A 14,649-nucleotide genomic window follows, 5' to 3' on the forward strand; every position below is an offset into this window, starting at 1 on the left:
GAAGAGATGAGCGGCGATCTGATATTTTACCATTCTCCCAATACGCGTTCGTCCAGCGTGCTCATTCTGCTCGAGGAGCTCGACGCGCCCTACACTTTGAAAGACCTCAATTTCAAAATCGGCGCGCAGCGCGAGCCCGAATATCTCGCCGTCAATCCGATGGGGAAGGTTCCGGCCATCGAGCACAATGGCGCGCTGGTGACCGAACTCGGCGCGGTGTTCATCTATCTCGCTGACGCCTTCCCGCAAAAGAAGCTTGCGCCGCAGATCGGCGATCCGCTGCGCGGACCATATCTGCGTTGGCTCGCGTTCTACGGCTCGGCCTTCGAGCCGGCGATCATGGACCGCTACACGAAGCAAGAGCCGCCGAAGAACATGAGCGCCTACGGGGATTTCGAGACCGTGATGGCGGTGATCAACAAGCAGCTCGCGGCGGGGCCCTATCTGCTCGGCGCGCGCTTCTCAGCCGCCGACATTCTCTGGGCGACGGCGCTGCGCTGGACCACCGGCTTCGGCCTCGTCCCGATGACGCCCGAGATTTCCGCCTATATCGAGCGCGTGGGATCGCGGCCGTCGGTTGCGCGCGTTACGGAGACGGACAAGCAGCTTCTGGCGATTCACGAGGCGGCTGCGGCTGCGAAGGGGTGATGCACATCGGCGCTGGCGCATGTCATTCCCGAGCGGGCCGAAGGCCCGCTCGGGAATCCAGATCCGGAATAACTCACCACTCGATCGGCGTCTGCCCATGCGCGACGAGATATTTGTTCGCCTTGGAGAAATGCTTGCAGCCGAAAAAGCCATTATGCGCTGACAGCGGCGAGGGGTGGGCGCATTCGAGCACGAGATGCTTGCGGCGGTCGATGCCGGCGCCCTTGCGCCGCGCATAAGAGCCCCAGAGCATGAAGACGATCCCCTCACGCTCGCGCGACAGCGCATGGACGGCGGCGTCAGTGAATTGCTCCCAGCCCTTGTTCTGATGCGAGCCCGCCTGCGACGCGCGCACGGTGAGCGTCGCGTTCAGGAGCAGCACGCCCTGCTTCGCCCAGCGCGAGAGGTCCGGGTCGCGGGACACAGGATGGCCGAGATCGGCCTCGATTTCCTTGAAGATGTTCTGCAAGGAAGGCGGCGGGGCGACGCCGGCGCCGACCGCGAAGCAAAGCCCATTCGCCTGGCCGGGCCCGTGATAGGGGTCCTGGCCGAGGATAACGACCTTCGCTTCGTCAAAGGGACATTCGTCGAAAGCGCGAAAAATCTGCGCCGCCGGCGGATAGACCGCGCAGGAAGCGTATTCCACGCGCACGAACTCGCGAAGGTCGGTGAAATAGGCCTTCTCGAATTCGGTGGCGAGATGTCTCTTCCAGCTTTCGTCGATGCGAACGGGCTTGGTCATGGAGCGCTGACATTCTGTCTGATCGCTTCGACGGCGGCTTTCAGGGGAGGCAGCTCGTCGCGCAGGACGTTCCAAATGATTTCGTCCGAGATGGAATGGTATTCGTGCCTCAGCACATTGCCAATGGCGCGAATGGCCCGCCAACGGATGTGTGGTTGCGTGGCGGCGGCTTCTTCGGGCAAGGCCCGGCTGGCCTCCGAAATGATTTCGATCGCCCGCTGAAGCGCGTGCCGAAGCAACCAATCAGCCTTGTAATCGTCGAGAGTCTTATGCGCGGTTACCCGCTCGACGCCCGCGATCTCCTGCAAGATGTCGTCAATGACGTGAAGGATTTCTCTTCCCATCAAAAGACACGCATGGCTGATTTCTCGATTTTTTCGCGCAAACGCGGATGCAGCCCATCACGCGTCGTCAGGTCGACGCGGGTCTGCAATTCATCCTCGAGAAAATGCTTGATGTCGACAAGGTCCAATGCGTTGAAGCGGCTGGCCGGATCGTAATCGATGAAGAGGTCGAGATCGCTATCGGCGCCCGCTTCGTCGCGGGCCGTCGAACCGTAAAGATATAGGGAGATCGCTCCTCGCGTTTTAACCGCGTCGGCAATCCTCCCAAGCTTCGCGATGGCCGTAGCTCTGTCCATGCCGTCAATTTACCGCAGGCGCCTGCGATCTCAATCCTGCAAAGGCCCCCAGGCCGGATCACTGGCGTAGTTCGGCGTCGGCACCAGCGCTTCCGAGCGGCCGAAGACGTCGACCATGTAAATCTTCGGCCCGCCCGCGCCGCCGCTTTCGCGGAAGAACATCAGGAACAGCCCGTTGGGCGCCCAGGTGGGTCCCTCATTGTGGAAGCCCTCGGTCAGGATGCGCTCGCCCGAGCCGTCGGTCTTCATCACGCCGATCGAGAAATTGCCGCCGTTCTGCTTGGTGAAGGCGATGTAGTCGCCCTTGGGGCTCCACACGGGCGTCGAATAGCGGCCGCCGCCGAAGGAGATGCGCTTGGCCTCGCCGCCATGCGCGCCCATGACGTAGATCTGCTGCGAGCCGCCGCGATCGCTCTCGAAGCAGATGCGCGCGCCGTCCGGCGAATAGGAGGGCGCCGTGTCGATGGCGCTGGTGTCGGTCAGCCGCGTCGTGGTGCGCGAGCGCAGGTCCATCGTATAGAGATTGGTCGACGAGCCCTGTGACAGCGACATGATGATCTTCTGCCCGTCAGGCGAGAAGCGCGGCGAGAAAGTCATGCCGGGGAAATTGCCGACGACCTCCCGCTGGCTGTTCTCGATGTTCATCAGGAGAACTTTCGGCTCGCCCTCGTCGTTGAAGGCCATATAGGTGACGTCGAGCGAGGAGGGCGAGAAGCGCGGGGTGACGACGAGCTCGTCGCCCCGGGTCAGATAGCGCACATTGGCGCCGTCCTGATCCATCATGGCGAGGCGCTTGCGGCGCTTGTCCTTGGGGCCGCTTTCGTCGACGAAAACGATGCGCGTGTCGAAGAAACCCTTCTCGCCGGTGATGCGGCTGAAAACCGCGTCCGAGAGAAGATGCGCGACGCGGCGCAGGTTGGAGGCTTCCGTCACATATTGCTGGCCGGCGACCTGCTCGCCAGTGGTGACGTCGAAGAGGCGGAACTCTGTCTTGAGGCGTCCGTCGCCGGCGCGCACCGAGCGGCCGGTGAGAACGAATTGCGCGTTGGCTGTTTTATAGACACCCAAATCCGGCTGGTCGGGCGAGCCGGCCTCGCCGACATTGGCGTCGACCGGGCGCAGGAAGACGGAGCGCTTGAAATTATTGGTCGCGACGGAGGTGATCGTGCGCGCGGCTTCGTCGCCGACGAAAGGGGCGACGGCGATATTCGTCGGCTGAAAGCCGCCGCCTTTGAGGTCGATGACGCGGCCGGCCCGTGCGGGCGCGAAAGGCGCGAGAGCGGCGCCGGCGAAGAGGCCGGCGGCGGCGCGGCGGGTGATGAGGCGGGTCATTTCGAGGGTCTCATTAGATGTAAAGGCCCCCTCCCACGCTCACGATCGGCAATAGCCGAAATCTTGAAGGAGGCGGCAATTTGCTCCCTCTCCCGCGAAGCGGGGGAGGGCTGGGGAGGGGGCATAATCAGCAGCGACGCGCGCATCAATTCGCATCCTGGAAGCGGATGGTCACTTCATGCAGCGCTTCCTCGTAATAAGGCATGAATTCCGGCGGAATCCGCATCGGACTGCAGCGGCGCACGGCCTGCACCGCTTGCTCGCCGCGCGCCTGCTCCACCGGATTGGCGGAAGGGTTCACCAGGCGCGGGCGGCCTTCCAGCGCGCCCTCGCGCGACAAGTGAAATTCCACGACCGGCGCGAAGGTGGCGCCGCCCAGCGAGAGGCCCGAGGCCCAGCAGGGGTGATAGTGATCGTGGATGTAGGAGGCGATGCGCGCCTCCATCGACGCCGACATCTTTGGGGCGGCTCCCTCCGGCGCGCCGAGCGACGCGGTTTTGATTTCTTTGCCCGTGGATTCACGGCGCTGCGGCGCCTCCTTGCTCAGGAGATTGGCGATGTTGGCCGCGTCGAATTTCGACTTGGGCGCGTTCTCGTCGCCGGACTTGGGCTTCGCGCCCTTGGCGCTCTTCTCCGCCGTTTCGCCTTCCGCGCTATTTTGAGGCTTCGCCGGCTTTTCCTCGGCCTTCTTGCTTTGGAGCAGTTTCGCCACTTCGTCCGTCTTCAGCCGCGTCTCTTTCGGCTTCTCGGGCGCAGGCTTGGGCTCTTCCTTCGCTTCCTTCTCCGGCTTGGGGCGCACGGGGGGCTTCGGCTTCACGACCTCGGCCTCCTTGGGCTCCTCCAGCGGCTTCTCCTCCGGCGCAGCCGCCTTCGGTTTGACGGACGGCGTCGGCTTCGCCTCGGCGGGCTTTTCGACAGGCTTAAGCGGCTCGGGCTTTTTCTCGACCGGGCGTTCCGGCGGCTCCGGCGCGGGCGGCAGAGCGGCGACGCGTTTGGGGGGCGTCGGCTCGGGCTTGTCGTCGGCGCCGGGGTCGGGCAGGCGCTTCAAGGAGGGGGGAGGGGTCGGCACATCCTTCTTGGCTTCCGCGATCGGCGGATGCGGCCTGGTCTCGCTCTCCTTGGCGACCTTGTCGACGCGCGGCGCGGGCTTTGGATCGCGCGCTGTCTTCTCGCCCTTCGTCACCCGCGTGAGCGCGTCGTCGGTGACGACCTCGACGGGGATTGTCTCCTGAGCGTCCTCGAATTTCTTCGCGTCCGAAAACAAGACAAGCGCCGCCACCAGCAGGCCCGCATGGGCCGCGGAAGAGATGACAACGCCTGGCTCGGAGCGCGAAACTCTCATTCGAGCCTCACTTCTTCTCCTGCTCCGTCACCAGAGCGACCTTCTTGTAGCCCGCCGTCGTGACAAGCGACATGACTTCGGCCACGCGGCCGTAATTCACCGCCTTGGAGCCGCGCACATAGATGCGCTCGTCGAAGCCCTGTTTTGCGGCGTCCTTGAGCTTGTCGATGAGCTGCGCCACCTCGACCGGCTGATCCATGAGGAAGATCTGGCCCTTGTCGTCGATGGCGATCGAGACGGGCTTCTGGTCGATATTGAGCTGGCCCGCCTTGGTCTGCGGCAGATCAACGGCGACGCCGGTCGCGAGCAAGGGCGCCGCGACCATGAAGATGATGAGCAGCACCAGCATGACGTCGATGAACGGCGTCATGTTGATTTCAGCCATCGCGCCGTAGCGCGGCACGCCGCGCCGGCGCCTGCCGCCCTTACGCCCGGGAGTGGAAACCGAGGCGCCCATGGGTCAGGCCGCCCGATCGCGGTTGGCCGCGTGCTGGTCGATCTGGCGGGAGAGAATGGCCGAGAATTCGTCGGCGAAGCTCTCCATGCGCGCCTGCGCCTTGGCGACGTCGCCCTGCATCTTATTGTAGGCGATGAGCGCCGGAATGGCGGCGAAAAGGCCGATGGCGGTGGCGAGCAACGCCTCCGCAATGCCCGGCGCCACGACCGCGAGAGAGGTGTTCTTCGAGGCGGCGATCGAGCGGAAGGAGGTCATGATGCCCCAGACCGTGCCGAAGAGGCCGACGAAGGGGCCCGCCGAAGCCACCGTCGCGAGCACGAGCAGATTGGATTCGAGCTTCTCGACCTCGCGGGCGATGGAGACGTCGAGCACCTTCTCGATGCGCGCCTGCAAGCCCATGAAGCTGGCGCTGGCGCCCGTCTGGAAGGAGCGCTTCCATTCCTTCATCGCCGCGACGAAAAGCGTCGCCATGCCGGTGGTCGGGCGCTCGGAGAGCTTGCCGTAGAGCTCCTCCAGCGAATTGCCCGACCAGAAGCTCTCCTCGAAACGATCCATCGCCCGGCGAAGGCGCGAGAAGAGCAGCGTCTTGTCGATGATGATCGCCCAGCACCAGACCGAGGCGAGGAGCAGGCCCACCATCACGAATTTCACGACGATATGCGCGCCCCAGAACATGCTCCAAATGGTGATGTCGGCGGCGGGGGCGGCGCCTGCGGCTGTCGCGGCGATGTCGGTTGGATTCATGATTTGTCCTTGAAGCGGAATGGCGCGCGCTTGCAGTATGAGCAGCGCCTCTTATTCCCCGCGATTCCGCCCTTTTCTGGGCCGCGGGTGCGCTGCACAACGATACTTATCACGAATGCATTAACAAGCGGTAAGGGTTAAGAATTGGTGACGGTTTCCGGGGCCGCCGCGAGCGCGGTTTCGAATTTGGCGCGCAGCGCGGGCGACAGACGCTTGGCGCGGCCGTGCTCGACGCAGACGGCTTTTACTTGCGCAGTCGCCAGGACCTCCGCCCCGCGCAGGACGCGCTGATGCATTGTGACGGAAGCGCCGCCAATGTCAGTGACGATGGTCTCGATCGAAAGCAGATCGTCCATGATCGCTGACTTGATGAACTCGATGTTCATGGCCCGCACCACGAAAAAGCTCGGCGAACCTGGGGCGCCTTGGAGCAGGCGCCGTTGGTCGAGCCCGATGTCGCGCAAAAGCTCCGTACGCCCGCGCTCCATGAAGCGGATATAGGAGGCGTGATAGACGAGGCCGGAGGCGTCGGTGTCTTCCCAATAGACGCGGACGGGGAGGATGTGGGGGATCATTTATCGAGCTGCGCCTCAATATCCATGCGGCCGTCGAGCACGCGCAAGACGAGGTCGGCGGTCGCGTCAAAGCTGTAAAGGATGATGTAATTTTCACAGACGAGCGTGCGCAACCCCCGCCCATATTCTGGCCGCACGCGGCCCAGTTCCCGGAAATCGCCGAGGCGCAAGATGGCGGCTTCCAATGTGTCTGAAAGCGCGGCGGCCGCGCGGGTGCTTCGCTGCTCGAGATAGGCGAGTATTTCCGAAAGATCGCTCTTTGCGTTGTCGGAAATATCGAGACGCATCGGCTGCTTCACGCGTCCGTCTTTGCGCGCTTGTCCGCCTTCACCCGCGCAAGCGCGCGGATTTCGTTCATGTCAAAGGGCGACATCCGTCCCGCCTCGACATCGTCCAGCGCCTCCTGCACGAGGGCGCGCATGATGGCGAGCTTCTCCGCCTGCTCTTCGAGAAAAGCGACGGCGCGTTGGGCGAGCTGGGTCATGCCGGCAATATAGCACGCTTCATCAAAAAGCGCAGGGAGACGGCCGCGCCGACGCTGGCGCGGCCTTTCGGAATTTTATTCCGCCGGGACAGTCGCCTGTCGCGACGGCTCCGCGGCGGCGCGCTGGGGGAGGCTGCGCCGCAGGCGTCGCCAGGCGAGCACGACGGCGCTCGTCGCCAACGTCAGGCCGAACAGGACCCAGGTCATGATCCAGACGCGCCGCGCCAGCGGGTGATGGGCGAACCAGCCGAAATCCCAGTGATGCGCGGCGGAATACAGCCAGCGCCAGGCGCGGCGCTTGTCGTCGATCTTGAGCAGCAGGCGGCCGTCCTGCGGGTCGAGATAAAGCGCGCCATGCAGCGAGTCGGCGAGATCGACGCGCAGCGCCGGCAGCGGCCGATCGAACACGCCTTGGCCATGGCCGGCGAAATAATAGCTGTCATAGTCCTCGATGCGCTCCGTCGCGGCGATCTTGGTCTCGTCGGCGAGACGCTGCGCCGCGGCGACCAGCGCCGTCTCGTCGAAGCCCGTCTGCGCGCAAGCGATCGACAGCGCGCGGCGGGCGCCGTCGCGGTCGTACCCGATCAGCACGGCGTCGTCGCCGAGACGCGACCAACGCAATTCCACAATGTCCGTCCCGACGGATTCGTTCGACGGAGCCCACTCCTTCGCGATGCGCGGCAGGTCGCCGCCGCGATAGCGCGCAAGCTCCTCGCGGCTCGGCATCGTCGGAGAGAAGATGTCGCCCGGATTGGTCGAGAGAAAGCCGCTGCCGGCCCATATCAGCGCGAAAACGCCGCCGATGAGCCCCGCCCAGAAGTGATATTTGAACCAGGTTTCGCGATAGGGCTGCGTGCGGCCGCGCCAATAGGTCGGCCGGCCGAAAAAGCCGGGCTTCCATTTCAGCCAGCCGATGATGACGCCGGTCAGCGCGCCGACGAAGGCGAAGAGGCCCGCATAGGTCAGCGCGGTTCGACGCCATTCTCCGGCGCCCAGGAGATCGAGCGGCCGGAAGAGATGCACCCAGCCGCCGACGTAATAGAGGATGCGTTGTGCGCGGGTCGCCGCCTGCAGCACCTCGCCGCTTTTCGCCGATACGACGACAATCACGCCGTCGTCGGTCGAGAAGCGATGAAAGGGTTTCAGCGCTTCGGCGTTGCGCAGGCCGATCACCGTGTCGACGGTATCGAGATAGGCGACGCCCTGGGCCGTCGCCAGCCAGTCGTAGGCGATCCGTTGCGCGACCGGCGTCGTGACCTCGATCCGGCGTCCGTCGAGCGCAGACAAGGGAACGCGCTTGCCGTCCTCGCTCTCGACGATCCAGGCCGGCTCCTCTCCGAGACGCAGCAGCCGCGCCTCACTGACGGCGCCCTTCCATCCGCTTCGCTGCAGCGCCTCGCCGAGCGAGAGCCAGCCGGCGGCGGGAGCAAGGTTCTGGGCGTGCGCCAGTTGCGCGCTTCGCGAGAGGGCTATCGAGCCCGAATTGGCGATGATCAGGCCCGAGGAGAACCACAGCAGCATGAAGAGAGCGAGCGCGACGCCCACCCAGCGATGAACGAAAAAGAGCAGCCGCATCGGAATTTTCCTGTCTTTTCGGTAGATAAACCTTCTTCAGCGTGGACGACGGAGTCTCCGCCAATCGCGGTGGCCTTACGCTTTCTGAAGGTTTGACGAGGGCGGGAGCAAGGCCGCGCCATCTCTCAATAATCTACCTCGTGAATAGGAAAATCGTCAATGCCACGCCAGAGATAGCCGCCGGCGGGGAAATTCGGTTTTGTTTTAAAAGGAGCAAGGCGCGGCGTCGAAGTTCTCCGGCGCCGCGTCAGTCGGGAAAAGTCAATGCGCCGCCGCGCCCGTGTTGCTGGGCAGGACCTTACGGACGCGATTGCCCTCGACCCAGGCGAAGCCGGCGTCGGGGTCGGCGCAGTTAATTTCCTGCTCGATGATGAGCTTGTCGCAGAGCATCACGCAGATCGCTTCGATCGGCGCGGAGGTGTCGTTTTCCTCGGTCATGCGGTCGATGGAGATTTCGCCCATCTCCTCGCCGTCGACGAGATGCATGATGAAGACTTCCTCATGGCCGGCGACGCCATGCGCGTTCACGCGGAAGGTTTCGCCCTTGTACTGGAATTCCTGGATCATTTCCGTCCTGCCTAAATTTTAATCGTTCCGGAATTTGCCCGTCCGTCGAGCAGCGCGGCGAAATTAGCGGGGGTTTCATTGGCGTCAAGAGCTGATTTGTCGCATGGCGATAGCTATTTATGGGGAATAATATTGCAGTAATTCTGACTAGATGCAATGAAAATGCTATTACGCAATATAATGTATATGTACAAATATGGATAATAGTCTTTATGACATGGTTTATCGTCGCGCTTAAGATGCGATGCATTGGGTATTGTTGGCGGTTTGTTTGGCAATAGTAATGAATGTGATGAGCAATAAGTGAGATATGCGACTTTTTTGATTATGAGGTAGGTTCTGGTTGTTTAGTCCTCTTCCCCAAACAATCCGAACTGCCCAGCCGGCCGTGCAGGCTCCGCGAGCCCCAAATGCCGAAAGGCGTGCGGCGTCAGCAGCCTTCCGCGCGGCGTGCGCTGCAGAAATCCCTGCTGCAGCAGATAGGGTTCGATAATGTCCTCGATCGCGTCGCGCGGCTCCGACAGAGCTGCGGCGATCGTCTCGATCCCCACCGGACCGCCGCCGAAATTCAGCGCGACCATGTCGAGGTAACGACGATCCATGATGTCGAGGCCGATCGAGTCGACTTCGAGCAGGCAAAGCGAACTGTCAGCGAGCTCCCGCGTGATCGTCGCGGCGCCTTCGACAACCGCGAAGTCGCGCACCCGGCGCAGCAGGCGCCCCGCAATGCGCGGCGTGCCGCGCGAGCGGCGCGCGATCTCTCTCGCGCCTTCGTCGCTCATGCCGACGCCGATGACGCGCGCGCCCCGCTTGACGATCAGCTCCAATTCCGCGGGCGTGTAGAAATTCAGCCGCACCGGAATGCCGAAACGGTCGCGCAGCGGCGTCGTCAGCAGGCCGGCGCGGGTCGTGGCGCCCACGAGCGTGAATTTGGCGAGGTCGATCTTCACCGAGCGCGCCGCCGGCCCCTCGCCGATGATGAGATCGAGCTGGAAATCCTCCATGGCGGGGTAGAGGATTTCTTCCACCGCCGGATTGAGCCGGTGGATTTCGTCGATGAAGAGCACGTCGCGCGGCTCGAGATTGGTGAGCTGCGCCGCCAGATCGCCCGCCTTGGCGATGACCGGGCCGGAGGTCGAGCGGAAATTGACCCCCATCTCGCGCGCCACGATCTGTGCGAGCGTGGTTTTCCCGAGGCCGGGCGGGCCGACGAACAGCACATGGTCGAGCGGGTCACCGCGCGTTTTTGCGGCCTCGATGAAGATTTTCAGGTTCTTGCGCGCCGCCTCCTGGCCGGTGAAATCGGCGAGCGTCAGCGGCCGCAGGCTGGAATCGGTGTCGTCGTCGCGCTGTTCTGGGCTGACTAAGCGCCGGGGAGGGGTGGTCAAGGATCGCTCCAATGCGCCGGCGCGCGCGCTATGCTATTCTTCGCCAAACGGAGCCGCGCCGTGAATCGCCCGTCCTCGCTCTACGAGTATATGTCCCTCGACGATTTCGAGGAACTTCTGGCCGACAAGCCCGCCGATGAAAAGTGGGAGCTGATCGGCGGCCGGGTCGTGCGCATGATGGTGGGCGCGCGCTGGCAGCACAACCGGATCTGCCAGAACATCGCCACGGCGATGTTGAACGACTTTCGCCGCCGCGGCTCGGATTGCCGGCCCTTCCAGGAGACCTTCTGGCTCAAGGAACGGCTGCTCGATCTCGCCTGCTTCCCGGACGTCATGGTGCGCTGCGGGCCTTTGCCGCCGGACGCGAACTCGATCGACAATCCGGTCGTGCTCGTCGAGGTCGTCTCCAAAGGCTCGGCCCAGCGCGATCGCTGGGAGAAATGGGGCTTCTATCGGCGGCTGCCCTCGCTTCAGCATTATGTGTTGGTCGAGCGGGACTATTTCGCGGTCGACGTCTTCGACAGGGTCGAGGGCGGCTTCTTCGAGCGCCCCAGGCTCGCCGCCGCCTCGGAGATTTTGCGGGTGCCGGCGATCAGCTTCGAAATCACGCTCGAGGAAGTTTACCGGGACGTTCTCGCTCCCTCGAGCGAATGAGATCCCCGCTCGCCTTGTGCGCTGGCAAACGCGCCGACAGGCTCAGGCCCGTTACCGTGCCTCTCGATGGTTCATTTCAGAACTTGGTTAGGGGGCAAATATGCGTTCCAATATCTCGCGTCTGTTTTTGGCAATCGGCATGAGCGTGACGGCTGCGGGGCCGTCTTTGGCCGGGACGGGCGAGCTTTTGAGCGGCGACGCTTCCGAGACGGTCGACGCCAATATCGAACGCAACGGCGGCGCGCTGCTTGGGCCGTTCGTTACGACGTCGGCGAGATGCCGGAAGACGTCGGATTCCAGCGCCTGGATCATCGAGGAGCCCAGATATGGCAAGGCCGCCGTGGTTAAGAAGCGCGGCGAGATCGCCTATGGCGACGACCACCGCTACGCCTATTGCAACGACCGCCCGATTGCCGGGACGATGATCCGCTATCGCCCGGCGACCGGCTTCACGGGGGACGATACATTCGTCTTCACGCTGCGTTTTTCGGATGGCGAGGTGCGGACGAAGCGGGTGAATGTTCACGTGGAGTAGGGCGCGGCGGCGGGCCCTCATCCGACCCTCGCTGACGCGAGGGCCACCTTCTCCCGCGAGCGGGAGAAGGGATCGCGTTGAAAGGTAAGTGATCAAAAATATTGCGGTTTTCTCCTTCTCCCGCATGCGGGAGAAGGTGGCCCCTGCGTCAGCAGGGGTCGGATGAGGGCGTCCGCTCACGCCTTCGCCAGCTCCTTGAGCCCCTGGCGGATCAACGCGCCCGTTTCTGCGCCTTCGCCGAGCGCCTTCACGCTGGCGGCGACGGCGGCGGCGGCTTGCGGGCGGGCGTAGCCAAGATTGACCAGCGCCGAAATGGCGTCGCGCACGGCGGAGGGGGCGGCCGAATCTTCATCTGCGCCGACAAGCTTCGCCACCACGGGGTCGATCGCCGTGAAGGCCGGCGCTTTATCCTTCAACTCCGCCACGATACGGGCGGCAAGCTTGGGGCCGACGCCGGAGGCGCGCGCCACCATGGCCTTGTCTTGCGTCGCGATGGCGGACCCCAGCTCGGAGACCGAGAAGATCGAGAGAATCCCAAGCGCAACCTTCGAGCCGACGCCCTGAACCGTCTGCAGCAGCTTGAACCATTCGCGCTCGGCCTCGGCCTCGAAGCCGAAGAGCTTGATCGCATCCTCGCGCACTTGCGTCTCGATCGAGAGCGCCGCCGCCTCGCCGGGACGGGGCAGCTTCTGCAGCGTCCGCCCCGAGCAGTGCACGACGTAGCCGACGCCGTTCACGTCGAGGATGACGTAATCCTCGCCATAGCTGTCGATGAGGCCCTTGAGCTTGCCGATCATGACGGGCCGATCACAGTTTGCCGCAGCGCGTGAAAACCGCGCTTTTGGTTCCGTCGGCCCAGAGAATCTGCAGCCCGGCGGCGTCGAGGACGAGGGTGAAGCTCTCCTTGCGCGGCTGGCCCGGCTCCTCGCCCAGACAAGAGCGGGCCATCACCGCATAGACCGCGCGGCCGCCCTTGTTCTCTGTCTGGTCATAGGAGACGCCCTTGCAGCCGAGGGTCGGCAAAGTGACGGCGTCTTCCGCGAGGGTGACGAAATAATCCTTGGCCTTGCAGGCGGCGCCGTCGAGCGCATAGCGGCCGACCGGCGAGTCCTTTCCGGCCGAGGCGGCCAGGGCAGGGCAGGGCAAGATCGTACCCGAGAATACGGCGGCGAGCGCCGCGTAGAGGAGAGTCTTTTTCATCCGATCGCTTTCCTTAGCGCGCGGGCGCCACGGTGCTGGGCATGGCATATCGCGACCGCCAGCGCGTCGGCGGCGTCCGCTGACGAGGCCTGGCTTGCCGGCAGCAGCACGCGCACCATCATCTGAACCTGCGCCTTTTCGGCGTGGCCGGCGCCGACCACGGTCTTTTTCACGAGATTGGCCGCATATTCGCCGATGACCAGCCCGGCGAGCGCCGGCGCCATCAACGCCACGCCGCGCGCCTGTCCAAGCTTGAGCGTCGACTGCGGGTCGCGGTTGACGAAGGTCTCCTCCACCGCCGCTTCATCAGGCTGGTAGTCGGCGATGACCCCCATCAGGCCTTCATGGAGCTGGCGAAGCCGGTGGCCCATATCGAGCGAAGCGTCCGACTTCACGCGCCCGCAGGCGACGAAGGAGAGCCGCGATCCTTGGGATTCGATCACGCCCCAGCCGGTGTTTCTAAGGCCAGGGTCGATGCCGAGAATGCGAATCGGAGGGGAAAGCATAAGCGAGGGTAACCGAAACGCCGCCGCTGTGGCGAGGGCGGTCCCGCAAGGCTGAGGAGAGCTTCGGTATCTAAACCGTAAACATTCAGAACGGGAGATTCGCGATGCAAGCCTTGCCCTTTATCAAACAGTTGCGTTCACGCCTCAAGATCGAGTTCGCCGCGACTCCCGAATGCCTGGAGCTGGAAAGAACCGAGCGGATGCTCAGCATCTATGAGCAGATCGTCATTCAAAAAGGACTGCAGAGGAAAGAGATCGGGCCCAAGGCGCTGAGAGCTTTCGAGCATTTCTTCGCGGTCGTCCACGACGCCTATCCGGAAGAGAAGGCCCCGCCGATTCGTCTGAAGGAGCCCCTGCGCGCAGCCCCTGTCGCGGCTCCCGTGGCCCGTGCTTCAGCTGCCGTCGCAGCTCCTGTGACCCGCGCCCCCGCTGTTGCCGCAGCTCCCGTGGCGCCTCGCTCCGCAGCTCCTCGCGCCCCCGCGGCCGCGCCGGGCCCGGCCTCTGCGCCCTTCGCCAGATGGATCAAGGCGGCGGAGGTCGCCTAGCCCTACTACGGCGGAGGCGTCGGCGGCGTTCTATTCCGCCTTTTCCTCCGCCTGCGCCACCGCATCGGCGACAGCGTCGAAAGCGAGCATGGTCGAACCGTGCCGCGCCTTATAGTCCCGCACGGGTTCGAGCAGAGCGAGATCGGCCCATTTGCCGGTCGGGGGCGGGCCATTTTCTTTCAGCATTTTCCGCAGCGCGTCGCGGGCCTCGCGCAATTCGTCGGGCGTCGCGCCGATCACATTGCGCGCCATGATCGAGGCGGAGGCCTGACCGAGCGCGCAAGCTTTCAGCTCATGTGCATAATCGGTCACCTTGCCGTCGCGCAGGGTGAGATCGACGGTGATCGTCGAGCCGCAGAGCTTCGAATAGCCTTTGGCGGTGGCGTCCGGACTCGCAAGGCGGCCGAGCCGCGGGATGTTTCCGGCGAGTTCCAGAATGCGGGCGTTGTAGACCTTGTCGAGCATATTGGGCGCGGGCTTCACAGGCGGGGCTTACCTTCGCTCCCGCTGATCTCTATATAGAACACCCGAGGGCTCATGCGAAAGCATAAGTCCCGGCGTAACGCCGAGGCGCCGCAATTTTTGCATGGCTCAGGCGAAGTCTCGAATTTTCGCGAATTCTCGGGTGAGGGGCGATGATTTGAGGTTAATTTCCCTTGCGTCTTGAGCGCAGGGGACTCTGCGTTGCGGGTTTTGCGACGCGATTGTCGAGGAG

General features: G+C 63.8%; 21 protein-coding genes. 4 read left to right on the plus strand and 17 right to left on the minus strand.

Annotated features, from left to right (window positions below; translation table 11 throughout):
• Positions 1-6 precede the first annotated feature (6 nt).
• Complete coding sequence (locus tag OGR47_RS08975) at positions 7-648, plus strand: glutathione S-transferase family protein (RefSeq protein ID WP_165050078.1); 642 nt, start codon at positions 7-9, stop codon at positions 646-648.
• Between the two features lie 73 nt (positions 649-721).
• Here the strand turns inward: OGR47_RS08975 and ung are convergent, their stop codons facing one another.
• The 13 genes from ung to ruvB all read right to left on the minus strand — a co-directional run bounded on the left by ung (position 722) and on the right by ruvB (position 10,494).
• Positions 722-1,390 carry a uracil-DNA glycosylase gene (gene ung / locus OGR47_RS08980; protein ID WP_165050076.1) on the minus strand — a complete coding sequence of 223 codons (669 nt, stop codon included), beginning with the start codon at positions 1,388-1,390 and terminating at the stop codon, positions 722-724.
• The gene (locus OGR47_RS08985; RefSeq protein ID WP_206527408.1) at positions 1,387-1,734 is read right to left on the minus strand and encodes a DUF86 domain-containing protein; all 348 of its coding nucleotides are present in this window, start codon (positions 1,732-1,734) and stop codon (positions 1,387-1,389) included. Before OGR47_RS08985 ends, ung begins: the two co-directional genes overlap by 4 nt.
• Positions 1,734-2,030 carry a nucleotidyltransferase family protein gene (locus tag OGR47_RS08990; RefSeq protein ID WP_165050071.1) on the minus strand — a complete coding sequence of 99 codons (297 nt, stop codon included), beginning with the start codon at positions 2,028-2,030 and terminating at the stop codon, positions 1,734-1,736. The genes OGR47_RS08985 and OGR47_RS08990 overlap by 1 nt, the downstream gene beginning before the upstream one ends.
• A 30-nt stretch (positions 2,031-2,060) precedes the next feature.
• Positions 2,061-3,362 carry a Tol-Pal system beta propeller repeat protein TolB gene (gene tolB / locus OGR47_RS08995; protein ID WP_165050069.1) on the minus strand — a complete coding sequence of 434 codons (1,302 nt, stop codon included), beginning with the start codon at positions 3,360-3,362 and terminating at the stop codon, positions 2,061-2,063.
• Between the two features lie 145 nt (positions 3,363-3,507).
• Positions 3,508-4,704, minus strand: coding sequence for a cell envelope biogenesis protein TolA (locus tag OGR47_RS09000; RefSeq protein WP_165050067.1), 1,197 nt, complete (start codon positions 4,702-4,704; stop codon positions 3,508-3,510).
• A gap of 7 nt (positions 4,705-4,711) precedes the next feature.
• Positions 4,712-5,161 carry an ExbD/TolR family protein gene (locus OGR47_RS09005; RefSeq protein WP_165050064.1) on the minus strand — a complete coding sequence of 150 codons (450 nt, stop codon included), beginning with the start codon at positions 5,159-5,161 and terminating at the stop codon, positions 4,712-4,714.
• 3 nt (positions 5,162-5,164) lie between these two features.
• The gene (gene tolQ, locus OGR47_RS09010; RefSeq protein WP_165050062.1) at positions 5,165-5,905 is read right to left on the minus strand and encodes a protein TolQ; all 741 of its coding nucleotides are present in this window, start codon (positions 5,903-5,905) and stop codon (positions 5,165-5,167) included.
• 137 nt (positions 5,906-6,042) lie between these two features.
• Positions 6,043-6,480, minus strand: a complete 438-nt coding sequence (gene ybgC, locus OGR47_RS09015) for a tol-pal system-associated acyl-CoA thioesterase (protein WP_165050060.1) — start codon at positions 6,478-6,480, stop codon at positions 6,043-6,045.
• Complete coding sequence (locus OGR47_RS09020; protein ID WP_165050058.1) at positions 6,477-6,779, minus strand: type II toxin-antitoxin system RelE/ParE family toxin; 303 nt, start codon at positions 6,777-6,779, stop codon at positions 6,477-6,479. The genes ybgC and OGR47_RS09020 overlap by 4 nt, the downstream gene beginning before the upstream one ends.
• Positions 6,776-6,964, minus strand: coding sequence for a hypothetical protein (locus OGR47_RS09025; protein WP_165050055.1), 189 nt, complete (start codon positions 6,962-6,964; stop codon positions 6,776-6,778). Before OGR47_RS09025 ends, OGR47_RS09020 begins: the two co-directional genes overlap by 4 nt.
• Positions 6,965-7,039: 75 nt before the next feature.
• Positions 7,040-8,539, minus strand: a complete 1,500-nt coding sequence (locus OGR47_RS09030; protein ID WP_165050053.1) for a PepSY domain-containing protein — start codon at positions 8,537-8,539, stop codon at positions 7,040-7,042.
• 261 nt (positions 8,540-8,800) lie between these two features.
• On the minus strand, positions 8,801-9,106 hold the full coding sequence (locus OGR47_RS09035) for a hypothetical protein (protein WP_165050051.1): 306 nt from the start codon (positions 9,104-9,106) through the stop codon (positions 8,801-8,803).
• A 347-nt stretch (positions 9,107-9,453) separates the two neighbouring features.
• On the minus strand, positions 9,454-10,494 hold the full coding sequence (ruvB, locus tag OGR47_RS09040; protein WP_206527407.1) for a Holliday junction branch migration DNA helicase RuvB: 1,041 nt from the start codon (positions 10,492-10,494) through the stop codon (positions 9,454-9,456).
• A 60-nt stretch (positions 10,495-10,554) separates the two neighbouring features.
• On the opposite strand from ruvB, the gene OGR47_RS09045 reads away from it, so the two are divergent.
• Both OGR47_RS09045 and OGR47_RS09050 read left to right on the plus strand, forming a co-directional pair.
• The gene (locus OGR47_RS09045; protein ID WP_246729598.1) at positions 10,555-11,148 is read left to right on the plus strand and encodes a Uma2 family endonuclease; all 594 of its coding nucleotides are present in this window, start codon (positions 10,555-10,557) and stop codon (positions 11,146-11,148) included.
• Between the two features lie 100 nt (positions 11,149-11,248).
• The gene (locus OGR47_RS09050) at positions 11,249-11,683 is read left to right on the plus strand and encodes a hypothetical protein (RefSeq protein WP_165050047.1); all 435 of its coding nucleotides are present in this window, start codon (positions 11,249-11,251) and stop codon (positions 11,681-11,683) included.
• A 176-nt stretch (positions 11,684-11,859) separates the two neighbouring features.
• Here OGR47_RS09050 and ruvA read toward each other — a convergent pair whose 3' ends face one another.
• Genes ruvA through ruvC form a run of 3 tightly spaced genes read right to left on the minus strand, consistent with a single transcriptional unit; the run spans position 11,860 to position 13,389 of the window.
• Entirely contained in the window at positions 11,860-12,480 is a 621-nt protein-coding gene (gene ruvA, locus OGR47_RS09055) for a Holliday junction branch migration protein RuvA (RefSeq protein ID WP_165050045.1), read from the minus strand.
• A 10-nt stretch (positions 12,481-12,490) separates the two neighbouring features.
• Complete coding sequence (locus OGR47_RS09060) at positions 12,491-12,883, minus strand: hypothetical protein (protein ID WP_165050043.1); 393 nt, start codon at positions 12,881-12,883, stop codon at positions 12,491-12,493.
• Complete coding sequence (gene ruvC, locus OGR47_RS09065; RefSeq protein ID WP_165050041.1) at positions 12,880-13,389, minus strand: crossover junction endodeoxyribonuclease RuvC; 510 nt, start codon at positions 13,387-13,389, stop codon at positions 12,880-12,882. Before ruvC ends, OGR47_RS09060 begins: the two co-directional genes overlap by 4 nt.
• A gap of 104 nt (positions 13,390-13,493) precedes the next feature.
• Here ruvC and OGR47_RS09070 point away from each other — a divergent pair, with 104 nt between their 5' ends.
• On the plus strand, positions 13,494-13,934 hold the full coding sequence (locus tag OGR47_RS09070) for a hypothetical protein (RefSeq protein ID WP_165050039.1): 441 nt from the start codon (positions 13,494-13,496) through the stop codon (positions 13,932-13,934).
• Between the two features lie 30 nt (positions 13,935-13,964).
• Here the strand turns inward: OGR47_RS09070 and OGR47_RS09075 are convergent, their stop codons facing one another.
• Positions 13,965-14,399 (minus strand): iron-sulfur cluster assembly scaffold protein, encoded by a 435-nt coding sequence (locus tag OGR47_RS09075; RefSeq protein ID WP_165050386.1) that lies wholly within the window; start codon positions 14,397-14,399, stop codon positions 13,965-13,967.
• Between the last annotated feature and the right edge of the window lie 250 nt (positions 14,400-14,649).

The sequence above is a fragment of the Methylocystis sp. MJC1 genome (assembly GCF_026427715.1).
GTDB lineage: Bacteria > Pseudomonadota > Alphaproteobacteria > Rhizobiales > Beijerinckiaceae > Methylocystis.

What these genes read in the sequence shown, in the direction of transcription:
- OGR47_RS09030 (WP_165050053.1), bottom strand. Translation starts at nt 8,539, where the DNA reads ATGCGGCTGCTCTTTTTCGTTCATCGCTGGGTGGGCGTCGCGCTCGCT.
- ruvC (WP_165050041.1), bottom strand. Translation starts at nt 13,389, where the DNA reads ATGCTTTCCCCTCCGATTCGCATTCTCGGCATCGACCCTGGCCTTAGA.
- OGR47_RS09035 (WP_165050051.1), bottom strand. Translation starts at nt 9,106, where the DNA reads ATGATCCAGGAATTCCAGTACAAGGGCGAAACCTTCCGCGTGAACGCG.
- tolQ (WP_165050062.1), bottom strand. Translation starts at nt 5,905, where the DNA reads ATGAATCCAACCGACATCGCCGCGACAGCCGCAGGCGCCGCCCCCGCC.
- OGR47_RS09070 (WP_165050039.1), top strand. Translation starts at nt 13,494, where the DNA reads ATGCAAGCCTTGCCCTTTATCAAACAGTTGCGTTCACGCCTCAAGATC.
- ruvA (WP_165050045.1), bottom strand. Translation starts at nt 12,480, where the DNA reads ATGATCGGCAAGCTCAAGGGCCTCATCGACAGCTATGGCGAGGATTAC.
- OGR47_RS09005 (WP_165050064.1), bottom strand. Translation starts at nt 5,161, where the DNA reads ATGGGCGCCTCGGTTTCCACTCCCGGGCGTAAGGGCGGCAGGCGCCGG.
- OGR47_RS09000 (WP_165050067.1), bottom strand. Translation starts at nt 4,704, where the DNA reads ATGAGAGTTTCGCGCTCCGAGCCAGGCGTTGTCATCTCTTCCGCGGCC.
- tolB (WP_165050069.1), bottom strand. Translation starts at nt 3,362, where the DNA reads ATGACCCGCCTCATCACCCGCCGCGCCGCCGCCGGCCTCTTCGCCGGC.
- OGR47_RS08975 (WP_165050078.1), top strand. Translation starts at nt 7, where the DNA reads ATGAGCGGCGATCTGATATTTTACCATTCTCCCAATACGCGTTCGTCC.
- OGR47_RS09050 (WP_165050047.1), top strand. Translation starts at nt 11,249, where the DNA reads ATGCGTTCCAATATCTCGCGTCTGTTTTTGGCAATCGGCATGAGCGTG.
- OGR47_RS08990 (WP_165050071.1), bottom strand. Translation starts at nt 2,030, where the DNA reads ATGGACAGAGCTACGGCCATCGCGAAGCTTGGGAGGATTGCCGACGCG.
- OGR47_RS09025 (WP_165050055.1), bottom strand. Translation starts at nt 6,964, where the DNA reads ATGACCCAGCTCGCCCAACGCGCCGTCGCTTTTCTCGAAGAGCAGGCG.
- ybgC (WP_165050060.1), bottom strand. Translation starts at nt 6,480, where the DNA reads ATGATCCCCCACATCCTCCCCGTCCGCGTCTATTGGGAAGACACCGAC.
- OGR47_RS09075 (WP_165050386.1), bottom strand. Translation starts at nt 14,399, where the DNA reads ATGCTCGACAAGGTCTACAACGCCCGCATTCTGGAACTCGCCGGAAAC.
- OGR47_RS08985 (WP_206527408.1), bottom strand. Translation starts at nt 1,734, where the DNA reads ATGGGAAGAGAAATCCTTCACGTCATTGACGACATCTTGCAGGAGATC.
- OGR47_RS09060 (WP_165050043.1), bottom strand. Translation starts at nt 12,883, where the DNA reads ATGAAAAAGACTCTCCTCTACGCGGCGCTCGCCGCCGTATTCTCGGGT.
- ung (WP_165050076.1), bottom strand. Translation starts at nt 1,390, where the DNA reads ATGACCAAGCCCGTTCGCATCGACGAAAGCTGGAAGAGACATCTCGCC.